At 66.8% G+C, this 18259-nt stretch carries 19 protein-coding genes; 15 read left to right on the top strand and 4 right to left on the bottom strand.

Translation table 11 applies throughout. The features are described 5' to 3' along the window. The first annotated feature begins 2 nt into the window (after positions 1–2). The 10 genes from ilvN to arfB all read left to right on the top strand — a co-directional run bounded on the left by ilvN (position 3) and on the right by arfB (position 8107). Complete coding sequence (gene ilvN, locus D573_RS0106950) at positions 3–497, top strand: acetolactate synthase small subunit (RefSeq protein WP_018938864.1); 495 nt, start codon at positions 3–5, stop codon at positions 495–497. A gap of 85 nt (positions 498–582) precedes the next feature. Then, the gene (ilvC, locus tag D573_RS0106945) at positions 583–1599 is read left to right on the top strand and encodes a ketol-acid reductoisomerase (protein WP_018168432.1); all 1017 of its coding nucleotides are present in this window, start codon (positions 583–585) and stop codon (positions 1597–1599) included. 61 nt (positions 1600–1660) lie between these two features. After that, positions 1661–2335 carry a phosphatidylserine decarboxylase gene (locus D573_RS0106940; RefSeq protein WP_018938865.1) on the top strand — a complete coding sequence of 225 codons (675 nt, stop codon included), beginning with the start codon at positions 1661–1663 and terminating at the stop codon, positions 2333–2335. Beyond that, complete coding sequence (gene pssA / locus D573_RS0106935; protein ID WP_018176075.1) at positions 2332–3162, top strand: CDP-diacylglycerol--serine O-phosphatidyltransferase; 831 nt, start codon at positions 2332–2334, stop codon at positions 3160–3162. The genes D573_RS0106940 and pssA overlap by 4 nt, the downstream gene beginning before the upstream one ends. 4 nt (positions 3163–3166) lie before the next feature. Next, positions 3167–3910, top strand: coding sequence for a uracil-DNA glycosylase family protein (locus D573_RS0106930; protein ID WP_018938866.1), 744 nt, complete (start codon positions 3167–3169; stop codon positions 3908–3910). Between the two features lie 91 nt (positions 3911–4001). Then, positions 4002–4481 (top strand): ribosomal protein S18-alanine N-acetyltransferase, encoded by a 480-nt coding sequence (gene rimI / locus D573_RS0106925; protein ID WP_018938867.1) that lies wholly within the window; start codon positions 4002–4004, stop codon positions 4479–4481. Positions 4482–4655: 174 nt separating this feature from the next. Next, positions 4656–5462: a tetratricopeptide repeat protein gene (locus tag D573_RS0106920; RefSeq protein WP_038039773.1), complete on the top strand. Its 807-nt coding sequence runs from the start codon at positions 4656–4658 to the stop codon at positions 5460–5462. Positions 5463–5593: 131 nt separating this feature from the next. Then, positions 5594–7186, top strand: coding sequence for a peptide chain release factor 3 (locus D573_RS0106915; RefSeq protein ID WP_018143973.1), 1593 nt, complete (start codon positions 5594–5596; stop codon positions 7184–7186). Positions 7187–7368: 182 nt separating this feature from the next. Continuing rightward, positions 7369–7683, top strand: coding sequence for a hypothetical protein (locus tag D573_RS0106910; protein WP_018143972.1), 315 nt, complete (start codon positions 7369–7371; stop codon positions 7681–7683). 7 nt (positions 7684–7690) lie between these two features. Next, entirely contained in the window at positions 7691–8107 is a 417-nt protein-coding gene (gene arfB, locus D573_RS0106905; RefSeq protein WP_018143971.1) for an alternative ribosome rescue aminoacyl-tRNA hydrolase ArfB, read from the top strand. 239 nt (positions 8108–8346) lie between these two features. Here the strand turns inward: arfB and D573_RS0106900 are convergent, their stop codons facing one another. From D573_RS0106900 to D573_RS0106890, 3 genes are all read right to left on the bottom strand, one after another. After that, positions 8347–10167, bottom strand: coding sequence for an ABC transporter ATP-binding protein/permease (locus tag D573_RS0106900; RefSeq protein ID WP_018938869.1), 1821 nt, complete (start codon positions 10165–10167; stop codon positions 8347–8349). A gap of 171 nt (positions 10168–10338) precedes the next feature. Then, on the bottom strand, positions 10339–11337 hold the full coding sequence (locus D573_RS0106895; RefSeq protein ID WP_018938870.1) for a diguanylate cyclase: 999 nt from the start codon (positions 11335–11337) through the stop codon (positions 10339–10341). A gap of 5 nt (positions 11338–11342) precedes the next feature. After that, positions 11343–11804 (bottom strand): c-type cytochrome, encoded by a 462-nt coding sequence (locus tag D573_RS0106890; protein WP_018938871.1) that lies wholly within the window; start codon positions 11802–11804, stop codon positions 11343–11345. 199 nt (positions 11805–12003) lie between these two features. Between D573_RS0106890 and recQ the strand changes: the two genes are divergently transcribed. Together recQ and D573_RS0106880 are read left to right on the top strand one after the other, a co-directional pair. Continuing rightward, positions 12004–13893, top strand: a complete 1890-nt coding sequence (recQ, locus tag D573_RS0106885) for a DNA helicase RecQ (RefSeq protein WP_018938872.1) — start codon at positions 12004–12006, stop codon at positions 13891–13893. Positions 13894–13936: 43 nt separating this feature from the next. Then, complete coding sequence (locus D573_RS0106880; RefSeq protein ID WP_018938873.1) at positions 13937–14692, top strand: DUF3581 family protein; 756 nt, start codon at positions 13937–13939, stop codon at positions 14690–14692. A 181-nt stretch (positions 14693–14873) separates the two neighbouring features. Here D573_RS0106880 and asd read toward each other — a convergent pair whose 3' ends face one another. Continuing rightward, entirely contained in the window at positions 14874–15728 is an 855-nt protein-coding gene (asd, locus tag D573_RS0106875) for an archaetidylserine decarboxylase (RefSeq protein WP_018938874.1), read from the bottom strand. Positions 15729–15806: 78 nt separating this feature from the next. Between asd and prmB the strand changes: the two genes are divergently transcribed. From prmB to ybgC, 3 genes are all read left to right on the top strand, one after another. Further along, positions 15807–16703: a 50S ribosomal protein L3 N(5)-glutamine methyltransferase gene (prmB, locus tag D573_RS0106870; RefSeq protein ID WP_018938875.1), complete on the top strand. Its 897-nt coding sequence runs from the start codon at positions 15807–15809 to the stop codon at positions 16701–16703. A gap of 87 nt (positions 16704–16790) precedes the next feature. Continuing rightward, positions 16791–17834: a Holliday junction branch migration DNA helicase RuvB gene (ruvB, locus tag D573_RS0106865; protein WP_038038349.1), complete on the top strand. Its 1044-nt coding sequence runs from the start codon at positions 16791–16793 to the stop codon at positions 17832–17834. After that, on the top strand, positions 17831–18250 hold the full coding sequence (gene ybgC, locus D573_RS0106860; protein WP_018143962.1) for a tol-pal system-associated acyl-CoA thioesterase: 420 nt from the start codon (positions 17831–17833) through the stop codon (positions 18248–18250). Before ruvB ends, ybgC begins: the two co-directional genes overlap by 4 nt. Positions 18251–18259 lie beyond the last annotated feature (9 nt).

Here is an 18259-nt window from a genome sequence, read left to right as displayed (position 1 = left end):
GTATGCGTCATATCATTAGTGTCCTGCTGGAAAATGAATCCGGTGCCCTCTCGCGGGTGGCCGGGCTGTTCTCCGCACGGGGTTACAACATCGAGTCACTGACCGTCGCGCCGACCGACGACCCGTCGCTGTCGCGCATGACCATCGTCACCAGCGGCTCCGAGGAGATCGTCGAGCAGATCACCAAGCAGCTGAACAAGCTGATCGACGTGATCAAGCTGCTGGACATGACCGCCTATCCGCACATCGAGCGCGAGATGGCGCTGGTCAAGGTGCGTGTGCCGGAGGCTGCCGAGCGCGAGGAGGTCAAGCGCCTGGCGGATATCTTCCGCGGCCGGATCATCGACGTGACCCAGGACAGCTACGTGATCGAGATCACCGGCGAGGGCTCCAAGCTGGACGCCTTCCTCGTGGCACTCGACGCGTTTACTGTCCTGGAGGTTGTGCGCTCCGGCGTGATGGGCATCGCCCGGGGCGACGTCGCCCTGCAAATCTGAATCCCCGGGCCCGGCCCCCGTTGCGGGGGCGGGGCCCGTTTGTTTGCCATGGGCCCCGCTGGGGGCTGATATCAAGGAAATTGCGATGAATCTTTACTACGACAAAGACGCCGATCTCTCCATCATCAAGGGCATGAAGGTGGCCATCATTGGCTACGGTTCGCAGGGCCACGCCCATGCGAACAACCTGAAGGACTCCGGCGTGGACGTGACCGTGGGCTTGCGCGAAGGCTCCAGCTCGCGCGCCAAGGCCGAAGAGGCCGGCCTGACGGTGGCCGATGTCGATGCCGCGACCGCCGGCGCCGACCTGATCATGGTGCTGGCCCCGGACGAGTACCAGGCCGCGCTGTACCGCGATGTGCTGGAGCCGAACCTGAAGCAGGGCGCGACCCTGGCCTTCGCCCACGGCTTCGCGATCCACTACAACCAGATCGAGCCGCGCAAGGACCTGGACGTGATCATGATCGCGCCCAAGGCCCCGGGCCACACCGTGCGTTCCGAGTTCGTGCGTGGCGGCGGCATCCCCGATCTGATCGCCATCCAGCAGGACGCCTCCGGCAAGGCGCGCGACATCGCGATGTCCTACGCCTCGGCGATCGGCGGCGGGCGTACTGGCATCATCGAGACCAGCTTCAAGGACGAGACCGAAACCGACCTGTTCGGCGAGCAGGCCGTGCTGTGTGGGGGTGCCGTGGAACTGGTCAAGGCGGGCTTCGAGACCCTGACCGAGGCGGGGTATGCACCGGAGATGGCCTACTTCGAGTGCCTGCACGAGCTCAAGCTGATCGTCGACCTGATGTACGAGGGCGGCATCGCCAACATGAACTACTCGATCTCCAACAATGCCGAGTACGGCGAGTACGTGACCGGCCCGAAGGTGATCAACGAAGAGTCGCGCTGGGCCATGCGCGAGGCCCTGCGCAACATCCAGAACGGCGAGTACGCCAAGCAGTTCATCTTGGAAGGCGCGATGAACTACCCGTCGATGACCGCCAACCGACGCCTGAACGCCGCCCACGAGATCGAGCAGGTCGGCGAGCGTCTGCGGTCCATGATGCCGTGGATCACGGCCAACCAGCTGGTCGACAAGTCCCGCAACTGATGCGAGGCCCTGCGATGGACATTCCGGTCTGTCGCAGGGCGTCCTCTCTCTCGAGCACCCGATGCTGTTTCCGCTAGCTCCCGAAGGCCGTCTGTTCGTCATCATCGCCGCGTGGATGACGGTGATTACGCTGCTGGTCGGGGAGGCGGAGCTGGGCCTGTTCATGGTGATCCTCACCGTGGCCCTGATGGGGCTGTTCCGGAACGTGCGGCGCAAGGCCCCGGCACCGGCCCTGGGCGTGATCGCTCCGGCCGATGGCACGATCGAGTCGATTACCGAGACCCGGGATCCGTTTACGAAAAAGCCGGCGGTCTGCATCCGCCTGCGTCAGCGCCGCCTGGGCGAATACAACGTGCACGCCCCGCAGGAGGCCGAGATTCGCGAACGGGTCTGGCCCGGCAAGGAGACCGACGAGGTGCCGGATGCCCAGCTGGAGGGGCGTCTGGCCTATGCGCTGGAGACCGACGAGGGCACCCGGCTGACCCTGGCACTCAGCGTCGATCACTGGCCCCGCATGGTGCGCATGCAGAACAACGTCCCCGGCAACCGCCTGGGACGCGGCAAGCGCATGGGCTTCGCCGGCTTTGGTGGTACCTTCGAGGTCTGGCTGCCGGTCGGCGCGCAGGTGATGGTCGAGCCGGGTCAACGGGTCCTGGCGGGTTCGGCCTTGCTCGGCGGGTTACCCGAATCCGAGGCGACCGGGGACGACGAGAGCGCGGCGGAGGTGCTGCAATGAGTGCAGGGGACGAAGGCGACCGACGGACGGATCCCGAGCCGGACTACATCGAGGGCGAGGATACCGTCGCCGACGACCAGCCGCCCCATCGCCGGCGCCGGCGCGGGGTGTATCTGCTGCCCAACCTGTTCACCACCGGGGTGCTGTTCTCCGGATTCTTCGCCATCGTGTCCGCAATCAATGGCGAATACATCACCGCCGCCATCGCGATTTTCGTGGCCATGGTGCTGGACACCCTGGACGGCCGCGTCGCGCGCATGACCGATACCCAGAGCGAGTTCGGCGCGCAGTACGACTCGCTGTCGGATCTGGTGTCCTTCGGTGTGGCCCCGGCGCTGGTGGTCTACCTCTGGCAACTGCACGACCTCGGCAACTTTGGCTGGGTGGCGGCGTTCTTCTTTGCCACCGCCGCGGCCCTGCGCCTGGCGCGCTTCAACAGCCGGCTCGCGGTCAGCGACAAGCGCTTTTTCCAGGGGCTGCCAAGCCCCGCCAGCGCCGCGATCCTGGTGGGCATGGTCTGGGTGCTGGAGGACTGGGGCATCCCGGCGGAGCTGGCCGACCCCTATCTGGTGGGCATCCTGGTGGTCACCGTGCTCGCCGGGGCGGCGATGGTCAGCAACCTGACCTACTTCAGCTTCAAGGACATGGACTTCAAGCATCGGGTGCCTTTCCTGGCGATTGTCGGGGTGGTGCTGGCGCTGATGCTGCTGGCCCTGGATCCGCCCAAGGTCCTGCTGGCGGCCTTCGTCATCTATGCCCTGTCCGGACCGTTGCTGACCCTGGAGCGCTGGCGCCGGCATCGTCGCCGGGCGCCGTCGGGGGAGTAACCGCGTGTCGCTGTCGGTGCGCCAGCGCCGCATCCTCGCGGACATGGGCATTCCGGTGTGGCGCTCGCGCATCGCGCTGGAGGACAAGACCGAGGCTGCGGCGCCAGCGGCGGAATCCGCCCTTGTGGCGGGCGAGCACGCCGAGGTCGTGGATGCCGGGGCGCCGGACGCCGCGGTCGATACCCTGGACTGGGAGGCCCTGGAGGCGCGGGTGCGTGGCTGCCATGCCTGCGCCGAGCTGGCCCGCGAACGCACGCAGACCGTGTTCGGGGTGGGCGACCCGCGCGCGCGCTGGCTGTTCGTCGGCGAGGCCCCGGGTGCGGAAGAGGACCGCCGTGGCGAGCCCTTCGTGGGTCGTGCGGGGCAGCTGCTGGACAACATGCTGCGGGCGCTGGGCCTGGACCGGAGCCGCGACGTGTTTATCGCCAACGTGTTGAAGTGCCGCCCGCCCGGGAACCGCGACCCGAAACCCCAGGAGTCCGCGGCCTGCCGCGGGTTTCTCGATCGCCAGATCGAACTGATCCAGCCAGAGGTCATTGTGGCGCTGGGGCGTGTAGCGGCCCACGCCTTGCTGGCGACGGACGAGCCGCTCGGTCAGCTGCGTGGCACGGAGCAGCGCTACCAGGGCGTTCCTCTGGTCGTGACCTACCATCCGGCCTACCTGCTGCGAAAGCCGGGCGACAAGGCGCGTGCCTGGAAGGACCTGCAGCGCGCCCGGACCTGTCTGTCAAAACCGCTCACTGATTGAGGGATTGGGAACCTTGGCCGAGTCGCAGGGTTCCGAACCAACGACACCTCGCCCCGTCCTTTCCTTCACTGCTGCTGGAGAAGCCTGCGTCATGAGTGCCGAACCCCGCGTCCAGCCCGAGTTGCGCCGCATGCAGGTGGCCGATGTGGAAGGCGTGATGCGCGTGGAGCGCGAGGCCTATGCGTACCCCTGGACCGCCCGCATCTTCGAGGACTGTCTTCGGGTGGGTTACGACTGCTGGGTGCTGGCGGTGGATGGTCGCCAGGTGGGGCATAGTGTGCTGACGGTGGCCGCCGGCGAGGCCCACCTGCTCAACCTTACGGTGGACCCGCGCTGGCAGGGCAACGGGCTTGGCCGTTTCATGGTCCGTCGCCTGTTTGACTATGTCTGCAGTCAGGATGCAGAGGCGTTGTTCCTCGAGGTGCGCCCATCCAATGTGGCGGCGGTGCAGCTCTACCGCTCCGAGGGCTTTGAGCATATCGGTACCCGTCCGCGCTATTACCCGCTCCCCAGCGGCCGCGAGGATGCCTGGGTGCTGACGCGTCGCTGCGCCGCACCCGCCGGGGCATGATGTGTCGGTTCGGCGCCGGAGTGTGAAGTCAGTCACAGCGTCGGGTGCAAAATCCGTAACCCGGTCGGGTTTTGCCGCCTTGGGTTCTCGTCCCGGGACCTCCGCGTTGTGACGGTCACCCCCCGGGTCTATGATCGAACTCGGTATTGGCCCCGACTCCGGATGAGGTAACCCATGTCCCGATCCCTACGTGCATTGTTTGTTTCGCTCCCCCTGGCGCTGCCGCTCCTGGCTACCGGAGGGCTTGCCCATGCCCAGCAGGCCTTCGGCTATGACGAGGCCGAGCGCCAGCAGGAGCTGCTGGAAGTCTGGTACGAGATCCGTGAAAGCAACGCACAGAAGGGCAATACGGCGGCGATGTTCGACGTGGGCATGGCGAACTACGCCGGGCGCGGCACGGCGGTGGACTACGATCAGGCCCTGCGCTGGTTTGCTCGCGCTGCGGATGCCGACCACGCCAGTGCGCATTACTATCTGGGTTACCTCTTCGCGACCGGCAAGGGCCCCTCGGCCGACGCCGAACGCAGTCACGAACACTACTCCCGCGCGGCGGAACTGGGTCATGCCGATGCCCAGTACTGGCTGGGCAGCCATCTGGCCAATGGCGAGCAGGATTCGACCGCCGCACTCGAGTGGTTGGGCAAGGCGGCAGATCAGGGACTGCCTGCCGCGCAGTATTATGTGGGGTTGATGCACGAGAATGGTCAGGGCACCTCGCGTGATCCGGCCGCCGCCGCGCGCTGGTATACCGCTGCAGCGGAGCAGGGCTACCGGCATGCCCAGATCGGGCTGGGTCGCCTGCACCAGAACGGTCGCGGGGTCGAACGTGATCTGGTGCAGGCACATGTCTGGTACAGCATGGCGGACGACCGGGAACGCCTGGCCTCGCTGGAGACTCGCATGAACAACCGTGACCTGGTGACTGCCCAGGGGCGCCTCAAGGAACAGAACGCCGCGCTTCGGGCGGCCTCGGCGCGCTGATCGGGCAGCGCCGGAACCCATGCAAACGGCCCCGTTTTTCGGGGCCGTTTGCATGTTGGGCCCCCGGAAAGATGAACCGGACCGGCGCTTTCGCGTTAAACTGACGGGCTTGATTCAAGCGGCCCGTATTCATGTCCTTTATCGAGGAAACCCGCCGACGCCGGACCTTCGCGATCATTTCGCACCCGGACGCCGGCAAGACCACCATGACCGAAAAGCTCCTGCTGTACGGCGGCGCGATCCAGCTCGCCGGTACGGTCAAGGGGCGCAAGTCAGCGCGCCATGCCACCTCCGACTGGATGGAGATGGAGAAATCGCGTGGCATCTCGGTCACCTCTTCCGTCATGCAGTACCCGTACAAGGGCCGCATGGTGAACCTGCTGGACACCCCGGGACACGCGGACTTCTCCGAGGACACCTATCGCACGCTGACCGCAGTGGACTCCGCGCTGATGGTGATCGACGCCGCCAAGGGTGTCGAGGAACGGACCATCAAGCTGATGGAGGTCTGCCGGCTGCGCGATACGCCGATCATGACCTTTGTGAACAAGATGGACCGCGAGGGCCGCGATCCGATCGAGTTGCTGGACGAGGTCGAGGAAGTGCTGAAGATCCAGTGCGCCCCGATCACCTGGCCGATCGGCTCGGGAAAGCGCTTCCGTGGCGTCTATCACCTCCGCCGCGACGCGGTGCATCTGTACGACCCGGAAGAGGGTGGCAAGAAGTCCACCGGCGAGATCATCGAGGGCCTGGACAACCCGCGCCTGGACGAGGTGCTGGGGCCGCAGGCCGGGGAGCTGCGCGAGGAACTGGAGCTGGTGCAGGGCGCCTCGCACGCATTTGACCCGGAGGCCTACCTGAGCGGTGCGCAGACCCCGGTGTTCTTCGGCTCGGCGATCAACAACTTCGGGATCGAGGAACTGCTGGACGACTTCGTCGAGTATGCTCCGGGCCCGTTGCCGCGCCCGACCCACTCGCGCAAGGTAGAGCCGACCGAGGAGAAGTTCACCGGCTTCGTGTTCAAGATCCAGGCGAACATGGACCCGAACCACCGTGACCGCATCGCGTTCATGCGCATCTGCTCGGGCACCTTCGACAAGGGCGCCAAGCTGCGCCACGTGCGCATCGGGCGCGACGTGAAGATCCCGGACGCGCTGACCTTCCTGGCCTCCGACCGCGAGCATGTGGAGACCGCCTATCCCGGTGACATCATCGGCATCCACAACCACGGCACCATCCGCATTGGGGATACCTTCACCCAGGGCGAGGACCTCACCTTCACTGGCGTGCCGAACTTCGCCCCGGAGCTGTTCCGTCGCGCGCAGTTGAAGGACCCGCTGAAGATGAAGCAGCTCGCCAAGGGGCTGCAGGAGCTGTGCGAGGAGGGTGCGACCCAGCTCTATCGCCCGTTGACCAACAACGACCTGATCCTGGGGGCGGTCGGCGTGCTGCAGTTCGAGGTAGTCGCCGAACGCCTGCGCACCGAGTACAAGGTGGAGGCACAGTTCGAGAACGTGAACGTCCAGACGGCGCGCTGGGTCGAAAGCGATGATCCGAAGAAATTCGACGAGTTCAAGGAGAAGGCGGCGACCAACCTGGCCATCGACCACGGCGGCGATCTGGTCTATATCGCCCCGACCCGGGTCAACCTGCAGATGGCGCAGGAGAAGTGGCCGGAGATCCGCTTCCAGTCGACTCGCGAGCACGGCCAGCCGACGGAGTAACCTCCGCGCTCCTAACTACTCCCTCGGCGCGCGGGACATTGGCCCGTCATTGCGCGGAGCGAAGCGACGAAGCAATCCCCCGTGGGCCATCGGATCTAGCTGGGGTGCGAGCTTCTGGAGGGTGCCGCGGCGCCTTCGGCGCCTCGCAATGACGTTGCATCTTGCCTGCGCAGGAGGTTTGCATGGCGTTGAATTTCCGATGGACCCCGGCCCTTGTGGTTGTAGTGCTGGCGCTGGGCGTTGGTGCCTGTTCGGTGCACAAGACCGAGACCCGGGGTGACGGGCCCGAGCCGCGTCCGGGCACGGTCGAGCAGATGAACCCGTTCCTGCATTTTCTCGAGAGCCGCCCGACACCCGCGGAATTCGGGCGCGTCTACCCCGACGTGATGCTGGTGCTGCCCGGCGACATCGTGACCCAGGAATACCGCACCGATCACAGCCGGTTCTTCGCCGATCTGGACGACGAAAATCGTATCCGTGGCGGCGAGTTTCGCTGATCCCGCGATGCTGCAAATCTCCAACAGCGTGAGCGTCCCCGAGCACGAGATCGAGCTGATTCCGATCCGTGCCCAGGGGGCTGGCGGCCAGAACGTCAACAAGGTCGCCTCGGCGATTCACCTGCGCTTCGATATCCGCGCCTCCGGCCTGCCCGATGTCTACAAGGAACGCCTGCTGCGCCGCCGCGATCAGCGCATCAGCAAGGAGGGCGTGATCGTCATCAAGGCGCAGCAGTACCGTACCCAGGAGGCCAATCGCGAGGACGCGCTCGAACGCCTGGCGGAGCTGCTGCGCGAGGCCGGCCGCCCGATCAAGGCGCGCAAGGCCACGCGGCCGACCCGCGCCTCCAAGCTGCGCCGCCTGGAGGGCAAGACCCAGCGCGGCCGCAAGAAGGCCCTGCGCGGCCGCGTCGACCCGGACTGATCCACTTCTCGGTACACCACGAAGCGCACGAAGAAATGACGGAACTCAAGGGCGTATTCAGCACGGAGGACACGGAGAAATTCGAAAGGCTCTGATGTGCGTGATCCGTCAAGGGTGCGGGGTGCCGCTAAGCGCACGAAGCAGCGGCGGTTAACCGGCAGTAACCCAAGCTGCAATCAATACCCGTATCTCACTTCCACTTCGCTGTTTTCTCTGTCCCCTCCGTGGTGAACAAGGGTTTAGTCCCCGGCGTTCGGGCTTGCGTTGGCGGTGGTGGGTTCGTGTTCCTGCTGGTGTTGCCACAGGCGGGCGTAGGCGCCGTTCCTGGCGAGGAGTTCGCGATGGGTGCCGCGTTCGACCACGCGGCCCTGGTCCAGCACCACGATCTGCTCGGCGTCCTTCACGGTGGACAGGCGGTGGGCAATGACCAGCGTGGTGCGCCGCGCCGAGACCTCGTTCAGGGCCTGCAGGATGGCCTTCTCCGAGCCCGAGTCCAGTGACGAGGTGGCCTCGTCGAATACCAGGATCGGCGGGTCCTTCAGCAGCATGCGGGCGATGGCGATGCGCTGTTTCTCGCCGCCGGAGACCTTGAGCCCGCGTTCCCCGACCACCGTGTCGAGGCCGTCGGGCAGGCGCTCGATGAAGTCGTCCAGGTGCGCCAGGTGGACCGCGCGCAAGATCGCCTCTTCGGACGCTTCCGGGTCGCCGTAGGCGATGTTGTAGCGAATGCTGGAGTTGAACAGCACGGTGTCCTGCGGGACCACGCCGATCGCGCGGCGCAGGCTCTGCTGGGTCACCTCGCGGATGTCCTGTCCGTCGATGGTGATGCGCCCGTCGGTCACGTCAAAGAAGCGGAACAGCAAACGCGCGAGCGTGGACTTGCCGGCCCCGCTGGGCCCGACCACCGCGAGCTTGTGCCCGGCGGGGATCTCGAGCGAGACGTCCGCGAGGATCGGGCGCTCCGGCTGGTAGTGGAAGGCGACCTGTTCGAAGCGCACCTGCCCGCTGGTGACCTCGAGATCCGGTGCGTCCGGGCGGTCCTCGACCTGCACGGGCTTCTCCAGCAGCCCGAACAGGCGCTCGATGTTCGCCAGCGACTGGCGGATCTCGCGATAGACGAAGCCGAGGAAGTTCAACGGCATGAACAGCTGGATCATGTAGGCGTTGACCATGACCAGGTCGCCCAGCGACATCTGCCCCGAGGCCACGCGGCTGGCGGCCAGCAGCATCATCACGGTGATCGCGCCGGCGATGATCAGGGCCTGCCCGGAGTTCAACAGCACCAGCGACAGCACGTTCTTGGTACGCGCCTGTTCCCAGGTGGCCAGGCCCTCGTCGTAGCGCCGGGCCTCGAAGCCCTCGTTGCCGAAGTACTTAACCGTCTCGTAGTTCAGCAGGCTGTCGATCGCGCGGGTGTTGGACTCGTTGTCGCGCTGGTTGGCCTCGCGCACGAAGCGGGTGCGCCACTCGGTAATCCACACCGACCAGGCGATGTAGGCCGCCACCGCGATGAGCACCGTCAGGGTGAATACCGGGCCCACCGCGATCAGCAGGATGACCGCGACCATCGCGATCTCGATGATGGTCGGCAGGATGTTGAACACCATGAAGCGCAGCAGGAAGCTGATGCCGCTGGTGCCGCGTTCGATGTCCCGCGCCAGCCCGCCGGTCTCGCGCGCCAGATGAAAGCTCAGCTCCAGCCGATGCAGATGTTCGAACACGCGCAGGGCCGCCCGCCGCATTGCGCGTTCGGCCACCCGCACGAACACCGCGTCGCGCAGTTCCCCGAACAGGGTGCCGCCAAAGCGCAACAGGCCGTAGGCCACCACCAGTGCCACCGGTACTGTCACCAGCGCGTCGGTGCCGGAATCCTCGAAGTGGTCGACGATGTACTTCAGTGCCAGCGGGACCAGCACGGTCGCGAGCTTGGCCAGGCCCATCAGCCCGAGGGCGAGGAACAGCCGCCCGCGGAACTCCGCGAGATAGGGGAACAGGGAGCGAACGATGCGCCAGTTGATCGCATCGTCGGGCGCATCGTGCACGCTGGAATGACCGCGCATGGGGGAGTCCGGGGCTGGGTAGGTCGCTTACTTTAGAGAGGCGCGGCGGAATTCGCACATGGGCGCGCGTTCAGTAGCGGCTCATCCCTGCGTCCGCGGAAGGTCAGCGGTGGATGCGGTAGCCCTCGCCCCGGTCCTGTTCCAGGTCGACCCGCAGACGCCGGATCGAGTTCACGTGCCCTGTACCTGGTTGCGCCCGGCATTCTTGGCGGCGTACAGGGCGCGGTCGGCGCGATCGACCAGGGCCTCCGCGCTCTCGTCCGGTTTCAGCTGGGCCACGCCGAAGCTGGCGGTCAGCGTGTGTCCGGTGTCGAAGTCGGTGGCCTCAAGGGTGCGGCGCAGGTCCTCGGCCAGCTGGCTCGTGGCCATGACATCGCCCTGTGGGCACAGGATGAGGAATTCCTCGCCGCCCCAGCGGGCGGCCCGGTCGGTTTCGCGGATGCGTGCGGCGATCACGCGACCGACCTCGGTGAGCACGGCATCGCCGCGACCATGCCCCAGGGTGTCGTTAATCGGCTTGAAGTGGTCCAGATCCATCATGATCACGCCAAGCACACCCCCGTGACGTTCGGCCCGCCGGATTTCGTCGGCCAGTACCTCGCTCGCCTTCATGCGGTTGTGCAGGCCTGTCAGCGGGTCGGTGGTGGCGAGACGTTCCAGGCGTCTCTGGGCCGCCTCCAGGGAGTGTGTTCGCTCCCGGACCAGGCGTTCGAGCACATGCGCGCGCTCCTCCAGCTCCTTGACCGGGTACGGCTCGTCGGCATCGTGGACGCTGGTGGGGAAGGAACCGTGCAGGTGTTCCAGGCGCCAGCCGTCGTCGGTCCGGTGCAGCAAGAGGCTGGCCCGCAGTCCGTTCAGTCGCACCCGTTGTCCGCGGGTGTCGAGCTGCATGTCGAATACCAGCATCACCAGGGCGACCTGATCCGTGACGAGGCGGACGTCTTCGCGGTGTATCTCGTAGTCGAACGGTTCCGGGACCTGTTCGATGTCGCGTCCGACGACGCGCTCCACGTCCTCGGGTGTGAAGGCCGCTTCGTCGCCTCCGGTTCCGAAGCCACCGACCTGGGGTGCGTGCCACTCGAGTACGCGTGCGAGGTCGCGCTCACGCAGCCAGGCGTCGAGGTAACCGTGAACGACCTGGCGGATGGCGGCCTTCACGCTGGAGGGCATCGAGATCAGTCGATGCCGACGGCGCGCTGCTCCTGGCGGATCCACGCGATGATGTGGGCGGTGTCCTCGCCGGTGACGTCCGCCACCGGCGGCATCTCGCCAAATTCCCAGTGGTGCTGGTGCACGCCCAGGGCCACGGCACGATGGAAGGTGATATCCGGGTGGTGCGAGGGTTCGTAGATCCGGTGGATCAGCGGTGGACCCTGGTCGGTGCCGCGCGCCTCCTCCCCGTGGCACTGCATGCAGTTGGACCGGAACAGCGAGCGGCCGGCCTCGGGGTCGGCGGCGAAATCCTCCGGCGGCAGGCTGTAGTCGAGCTGCGCCGTGGAGCCCGAGGCCGCGTTCGACTCGCTGGCGGGTGCCTGCGCGGCCGCGTCGCCGGTGTCCGAATCCGGAGCCTCGGAGCAGGCGGCGAGCGTCAATAGCGCGAGACAGACAACGGGCAGGAGGCGGACGGGGGTCGGCATTGGATCTCCGGAGAAGAAGGGCTGGGTTGGCAGTCTAGCGTGGCGGGTGTTATCGCGGAAAGGCGCAAAAAATCGAATCAGCGTCTTCTTGCAGGTGTCGGTTGCGGGCGGCGCAGGGTGATTCCGACGCCTGTCGCTTGCAGCGGTGCCGGGCATTCGGCAGTCTTGCCCGCCTGTCATCTTGTTTGGAGTGTATCCATTGGAACCCTCGGGTCTTGCAGCTGGAGAAGCGCAGGGAAGCGCTCCGGCGGCGGCGCTACTGGAGATCCTGCGCGAGACCTTCGGCTATACGGAATTTCGCGGCCAGCAGCAGGCGATCGTCGAGCACGTGACCGGTGGTGGCGACGCGGTGGTGCTGATGCCCACCGGCGGCGGCAAGTCGCTCTGCTACCAGATCCCGGCGCTGGCGCGATCCGGCTGCGGCATCGTGATCTCGCCGCTGATCGCGCTGATGCAGGATCAGGTCGCCGCCCTGCGCCAGAACGGCGTGGCCGCGGCCAGTCTCGACTCCGGCCAGAAGGCGGACGAGGCGCGTTCCGTGCTGGCGGCCCTGCACGCCGGCGAACTGGATCTCCTGTACATGTCGCCAGAGCGGTTGTTTGCCTCGGGCATGCTGGAACGCCTGGAAGGCATCGATCTCGCCCTGTTCGCGATTGACGAGGCGCACTGCGTCTCGCAGTGGGGGCATGACTTCCGCCCCGAATACAGCCAGCTGGCGGTGCTGGCCGAGCGCTTTCCGCAGGTGCCGCGCCTGGCCCTGACCGCGACCGCCGACGGCCCGACCCGCCAGGAGATCCGCGAACGGCTGTGCCTCGATCAGGCGCGCGCCTTCGTCAGTTCCTTCGACCGCCCCAATATCCGCTACCGCATCGCCCAGGCAGACGGCGGCCGGGGCGGCTCGGCACGTGATCGGCTGCTGCGCTTCATCCGCGAGGAACACGCCGGGGAGGCGGGGATCGTCTACTGCCTGTCGCGCAAGAAGGTGGACGCCGTGGCCGAATGGCTGGCGGAGCAGGGTGTCACCGCCCTGCCGTATCACGCCGGCCTGCCGGCCGCGACCCGCGCGGCAAACCAGACCCGCTTCCTGCGCGAGGAGGGGGTGGTGATGGTTGCCACCATCGCCTTCGGCATGGGCATCGACAAGCCGAATGTGCGCTTTGTCGCCCACCTGAACCTGCCGAAGAGTCTGGAGGGCTACTATCAGGAGACCGGCCGCGCCGGCCGCGATGGCCTGCCGGCCAATGCCTGGATGGTCTTTGGGTTGCAGGATGTCGTGACCTTGCGCCAGATGCTGGAGGGGTCGCAGGCCGGGGCCGAACGCCAGCGCGTCGAACAGCAGAAGCTGGAGGCGATGCTGGGCTTCTGCGAGATCACCAGCTGCCGCCGCCAGGCCCTGCTGGGATATTTCGACGAGCACATGCCGGAACCCTGCGGGGCCTGCGACAACTGTCTGGAGCCGCCGGCGACCTGGGATGCCAGCGTGCCGGTGCAAAAGCTCCTGTCCTGCATCTATCGAACCGGCGAGCGCTTCGGCGCCGGGCATGTGATCGACGTGCTGCGCGGCTCGGCCAGTGAGCGCCTGACCCGTCTGGGGCACGATCGTCTGAGCACCTTCGGCATTGGCAAGGAACTGGACAAGGCGCAGTGGCGCGGCGTGGTCCGGCAGTTGCTGGCGCGTGGGCTGCTGCGTCTGGATGACGAGGGCTACGGCGGACTGAAGCTGGATCCGGCCTGCCGCCCGGTTCTGCGCGGCGAGGAGGGGATTCACCTGCGCGAGGAGGCGGCCCGTCCGGAGAAGGGGACACGTAGCGCCAGCCCGGCACGGCGTGATACGGCCCGTACAGTCGCGGCGATGGACACCGAGGATCGCTCCTTGTGGGAGGCGCTAAGGGGCCTGCGTACCGAGCTGGCGCGGGATCAGGGGGTGCCGCCCTACGTGATCTTCAGCGATGCCACATTGCTGGAGATGGTGGCGGCCGCGCCGCGCACCCATGACGAGATGGCCGGGATCTCCGGGGTCGGGCAGCACAAGCTGGAACGCTACGGCGATGCCTTTATCAAGGCCATCGAGGGGCATTTCGGGCTATAGTGGTGCGAAAAACCACACCAAATGATGCGTTCGGGGAGACCGCGTGACCGATACCCGCTTCCTTGAGGATTTCTACCGCCTTCGCGACGGTCAGCTGGTCGTAACCCCGGAGCAGGGCAGCGACTTCGCCAAGACCCTCGCGGGCGACTTCAATCCGATCCACGATGCCGACAACCGGCGCTTCTGCGTCCCGGGCGATCTCCTGTTCGCCCTGGTGCTGGATACCTACGGCGCCAGTGCCAACATGCACTTCCGTTTTACCGGCATGGTGGGTGGCAACGTGCCACTGGTGTTCCCGGACAGCCCGGGTGACGCCTTCGCCATCACCGACGAAGGCGGCAAGAGCGTGATCGAGGTGGAACGCTCCGGGCCGGTGATCGACGAGCCCAATGCGATCGAGTCGCTGATCCGCAGCTATGTCGGCTTTTCCGGGCAGAACTTCCCGCACGTGCTGGTGCCGCTGATGGAGGAACACGGCGTGATGGTCAACCCGAAGCGCCCGCTGGTGATGTACGAGCGCATGGGCTTTCGCCTGCCCGAGCCGCTGGCGGCCAGCGCCGGGGTGCCGGAGCCGCGCCTGAAGGATGCGGTGATGACGGTCAACGGCAAGCGTGGCGAGATCCGCCTGGACTACGAGCTGGTGATCGACCAGTCCGTGGTTGCCGACGGCAGCAAGCACCTGGTGCTGAGCGGGCTGCGCGCGTTCGATGCCGCCGACGTCGAGCGGCTCGTCGCCGACTACGAAAGCTGGAAGGCCGCCTATTTCAATCAGCCGGCTGGGACCCGCGCCCACGCTTGAACTTCAGGAGTCACCACGAAGCACACGAAGGCCCGAACAAAGGCCAGGTCAATCCGCCCTTGACCTGGCCTTTCTTCGGTCGCTTGCTTGGTGGTGAAAACTCAGTAGGTCGTAGGATGGGATGAGCGCAGCGAATCCCATCAAGGAACTGGCAGCTCTTTGTGGGCTTCGTGGTGAAGGCTCAGTAGAACTGGCCAAGCGTCGAGCGCACCCGGACCTCGGTCTCGGGCGTCAGGTGTTCCGCGAGTTTCAGCGGGTGATCGGGCAGTAGCAGCACGACCGACGAGCCCAGGTTGAAGCGACCCATCTCCGCGCCGCGCTCCAGGGTGACGGCACGGTCCGGATACTCGCTCACACTGATCTCGCGACCATGGGGCGGGGTGACCTCGCCGGCCCAGACGGTCTCGATGGAACCGACGTTCTGGGCGCCGATCAGGGCCATGGCCATCGGCCCCACCGGGGTGTCGAAGCAGGTCACCACGCGTTCGTTGCGGGCGTACAGCCGCGGCACGTGACGCACGATGCGCGGGGCGACCGAGAACAGCCGTCCGGGCACATGGATCATGTGGGTCAGGGTGCCGGTCAGCGGCATGTGCAGTCGGTGGTAGTGACGCGGCGACAGGTACAGGGTCACGAAGTGCCCGTGACGGAAGGCCTCCGCGAGCTCGTCCTCCCCGCCCAGCAGTTCCCGGACCGTGTAGTGATGCCCCTTGGCCTGGAAGATCTGTCCGCCCTCGATGCGCCCGGCGGCGCTGACCCGGGAATCGGCCGGGCTGACCAGGGTATTCGCGTCCCCCTCCAGTGGCCGTGCGTCCTCGCGCAGGGCGCGGGTGAACAGCGCGTTGAAGCTGGGGTAGGTGGTCAGGTCCGGTTCCGCGGCCTCGTCCATGTTCAGGCCGAAGCGGCGCACGAAGGCGCGCAGCAGCGGTTGCAGCTGCGGCGACTCGATGCGCGCCAGCCGGTGCACCACGCGCGACAGGGCGTGCTGCGGCAGCAGGTGCGACAGGCGCGCCAGCCAGGGGTCGATCTTGCTCATGCGGGATCTCGCTCGGGCGTACACAGTGACATCGAGGCGGTATGATGACCGCCCCCGCACGCAACGGAAAGACCGGGCATGGATTCAACCACCGGATTGCGCACCTTGCGCGACTTCATTCGCTTCGGCGCCAGCCAGTTTCGCGGCGCCGGGCTGACCTTCGGCCATGGCACCGACAACGCCTTTGACGAGGCGGCCTGGCTGGTGCTGCACACCCTGCACCTGCCGCTGGATCTACCCGAGTCGTGGTGGGATTCGCGCCTGAGCGAGGCCGAGCGCACGCGGGTCGTGGCGGTGTTGCGCGAGCGCATCGCCACCCGCAAGCCGGCGGCGTACCTGACCCGCGAGGCCTGGTTCGCCGGGTTGCCGTTCTATGTCGACGAGCGCGTGCTGGTGCCGCGCTCGCCCCTGGCGGAGTTGATCGCCGCGGGCTTCGAACCGTGGGTGGATCCCGATGGGGTGACTCGGGCCCTGGATCTTTGCACCGGGGGCGGCTGCATCGGTATCGCGATGGCGCTGGCCCTGCCGCAGGCGCAGGTGGACCTGGCGGATGTCTCGCCGGATGCGCTGGCGGTGGCTCGGATCAACATCGAGCGCCACCAGATGAGCGAACAAGTCCGCGCATTGCAGTCCGACGTGTTCGATGGGCTGCAAGCCGGTGACCGCTATGACCTGATCGTGTCCAATCCGCCGTACGTGGATGCCGAGGACATGGCGGCCTTGCCGGAGGAGTACCGCCACGAGCCGGCATTGGGACTGGCTGCCGGGGGCGACGGGCTGGATATCGTGCGCCGCATCCTGGACGGGGCCCGCGAGCACCTGACCGGGGGCGGCGCGCTGATCGTGGAGGTCGGCAACAGCCAGGCCGCGGTGGAGGCCGCCTTCCCGGACCTGCCAATGATCTGGCTGGAGTTCGAGGCCGGCGGGCATGGCGTGTTCCTGGTCTACGCCCGCGACTTGCCCGCCAGCGCCTGACCACGCCGACCCACGCCCGGACCCCGGTCCGAAAACCCGGCAGAAGGCCCTGTAAACGGCGCCGGTGGCGATGCATACTGCGAGGCTATGGAATCACGTCTGGTGGATATGCAGAGTCGGTCCGAGGAAGAGCGGGCGGAGGTCAGCCTGCGCCCGAAACGGCTCGCGGACTACACCGGTCAGCCGCGCGTGGTCGAGCAGCTGGGGCTGTTCATCGAGGCCGCCCGCGGGCGTGACGAGGCCCTGGACCATACGCTGGTCGCCGGCCCGCCCGGGCTGGGCAAGACGACCCTCGCGCATATCATTGCCAACGAACTGGGGGTGGGCCTGCGTCAGACCTCCGGCCCGGTGCTGGAGCGCGCCGGCGACCTGGCGGCGATCCTCACCGCGCTGGAGCCGCGCGATGTCCTGTTCGTCGACGAGATCCACCGCCTGCCGACGGTGGTGGAAGAGATCCTGTATCCCGCCCTGGAGGATGGCCAGCTGGATATCGTGATCGGCGAGGGTCCGGCCGCGCGTTCAATCAAGGTGGACCTGCCGCCGTTCACGCTGGTGGGGGCCACCACCCGCGCCGGGCTGCTCTCGGCCCCGTTACGTGACCGGTTCGGTATCGTCCAGCGCCTCGATCATTACACTGTCCCCGATCTCGCGCATATCGTGAATCGCGCCGCTGGCTTGCTGGGCGTGGGGGTCGAGGCCGAGGGCGCGACCGAGATCGCGCGCCGCGGGCGCGGCACGCCGCGTCTGGCCAATCGTCTGTTGCGGCGGGTGCGCGATTTCGCCCAGGTGCGGGCCGACGGCGTGGTGACGCTCGATGTGGCCGCGCAGGCGCTGGACCTGCTGGCGATCGATGCCTCGGGGCTGGATGCCCAGGACCGCCGTCTGCTGGAGGTGCTGGTGGAGAAGTTTGATGGTGGCCCGGTCGGGGTCGAGAGTCTGGCCACCGCGATGAACGAGGACCGCGGCACGCTGGAGGATGTGGTCGAGCCGTTCCTGATCCAGCAGGGCTATCTGCAGCGCACCCCGCGCGGGCGCCAGGCGACCCGCCGCACGCTGGCCATGTTTGGTCTGGCGCGCACGGAGGAGGGTGACTTGCTGACGCCGATGGCCGAGGGCGCGCGCCAGCCATGACGACGGATTTCGAATGGCCGGTGCGGGTGTATTACGAGGACACCGATGCCGGTGGCGTGGTCTACCACGCGAATTATCTGAAATTCATGGAGCGCGCGCGGACCGAATGGCTGCGTGCGCTGGGCTTCGAGCAGGACCGGCTGCGCGCCGAGTACGGAATTGTGTTCGCCGTGCGGCGTCTGTCTGTGGAGATGCAGCGTCCCGCCCATTTCAACGAGGCCCTGACGGTGACCTGCCGGGTGCAGCGTCTGCGCCGCGCCAGCATCGAATTCGCGCAGGCGGTGCAGCGTGACGCGGCGGTGCTGGTGACTGGCGAGGTCGGCATTGCCTGTGTGGACGTGGCCCGGCAGGCGCCGGTGGCAATCCCCGATGAAGTGACGCACGCGCTGCGTGCGGCGGATGGAACAAAGGCATAACGGGAGATG

The sequence above is a fragment of the Thioalkalivibrio sp. AKL9 genome, assembly GCF_000377825.1.
Classification (GTDB): domain Bacteria; phylum Pseudomonadota; class Gammaproteobacteria; order Ectothiorhodospirales; family Ectothiorhodospiraceae; genus Thioalkalivibrio; species Thioalkalivibrio versutus.
Note: the sequence above shows the minus strand (reverse complement) of the source record. Positions and strands in the feature narration are given on the sequence as shown.

What these genes read in the sequence shown, in the direction of transcription:
- ilvN (WP_018938864.1), top strand. Translation starts at nt 3, where the DNA reads ATGCGTCATATCATTAGTGTCCTGCTGGAAAATGAATCCGGTGCCCTC.
- ilvC (WP_018168432.1), top strand. Translation starts at nt 583, where the DNA reads ATGAATCTTTACTACGACAAAGACGCCGATCTCTCCATCATCAAGGGC.
- D573_RS0106940 (WP_018938865.1), top strand. Translation starts at nt 1,661, where the DNA reads ATGCTGTTTCCGCTAGCTCCCGAAGGCCGTCTGTTCGTCATCATCGCC.
- pssA (WP_018176075.1), top strand. Translation starts at nt 2,332, where the DNA reads ATGAGTGCAGGGGACGAAGGCGACCGACGGACGGATCCCGAGCCGGAC.
- rimI (WP_018938867.1), top strand. Translation starts at nt 4,002, where the DNA reads ATGAGTGCCGAACCCCGCGTCCAGCCCGAGTTGCGCCGCATGCAGGTG.
- D573_RS0106920 (WP_038039773.1), top strand. Translation starts at nt 4,656, where the DNA reads ATGTCCCGATCCCTACGTGCATTGTTTGTTTCGCTCCCCCTGGCGCTG.
- D573_RS0106915 (WP_018143973.1), top strand. Translation starts at nt 5,594, where the DNA reads ATGTCCTTTATCGAGGAAACCCGCCGACGCCGGACCTTCGCGATCATT.
- D573_RS0106910 (WP_018143972.1), top strand. Translation starts at nt 7,369, where the DNA reads ATGGCGTTGAATTTCCGATGGACCCCGGCCCTTGTGGTTGTAGTGCTG.
- arfB (WP_018143971.1), top strand. Translation starts at nt 7,691, where the DNA reads ATGCTGCAAATCTCCAACAGCGTGAGCGTCCCCGAGCACGAGATCGAG.
- D573_RS0106900 (WP_018938869.1), bottom strand. Translation starts at nt 10,167, where the DNA reads ATGCGCGGTCATTCCAGCGTGCACGATGCGCCCGACGATGCGATCAAC.
- D573_RS0106895 (WP_018938870.1), bottom strand. Translation starts at nt 11,337, where the DNA reads ATGCCCTCCAGCGTGAAGGCCGCCATCCGCCAGGTCGTTCACGGTTAC.
- D573_RS0106890 (WP_018938871.1), bottom strand. Translation starts at nt 11,804, where the DNA reads ATGCCGACCCCCGTCCGCCTCCTGCCCGTTGTCTGTCTCGCGCTATTG.
- asd (WP_018938874.1), bottom strand. Translation starts at nt 15,728, where the DNA reads ATGAGCAAGATCGACCCCTGGCTGGCGCGCCTGTCGCACCTGCTGCCG.
- prmB (WP_018938875.1), top strand. Translation starts at nt 15,807, where the DNA reads ATGGATTCAACCACCGGATTGCGCACCTTGCGCGACTTCATTCGCTTC.
- ruvB (WP_038038349.1), top strand. Translation starts at nt 16,791, where the DNA reads ATGGAATCACGTCTGGTGGATATGCAGAGTCGGTCCGAGGAAGAGCGG.
- ybgC (WP_018143962.1), top strand. Translation starts at nt 17,831, where the DNA reads ATGACGACGGATTTCGAATGGCCGGTGCGGGTGTATTACGAGGACACC.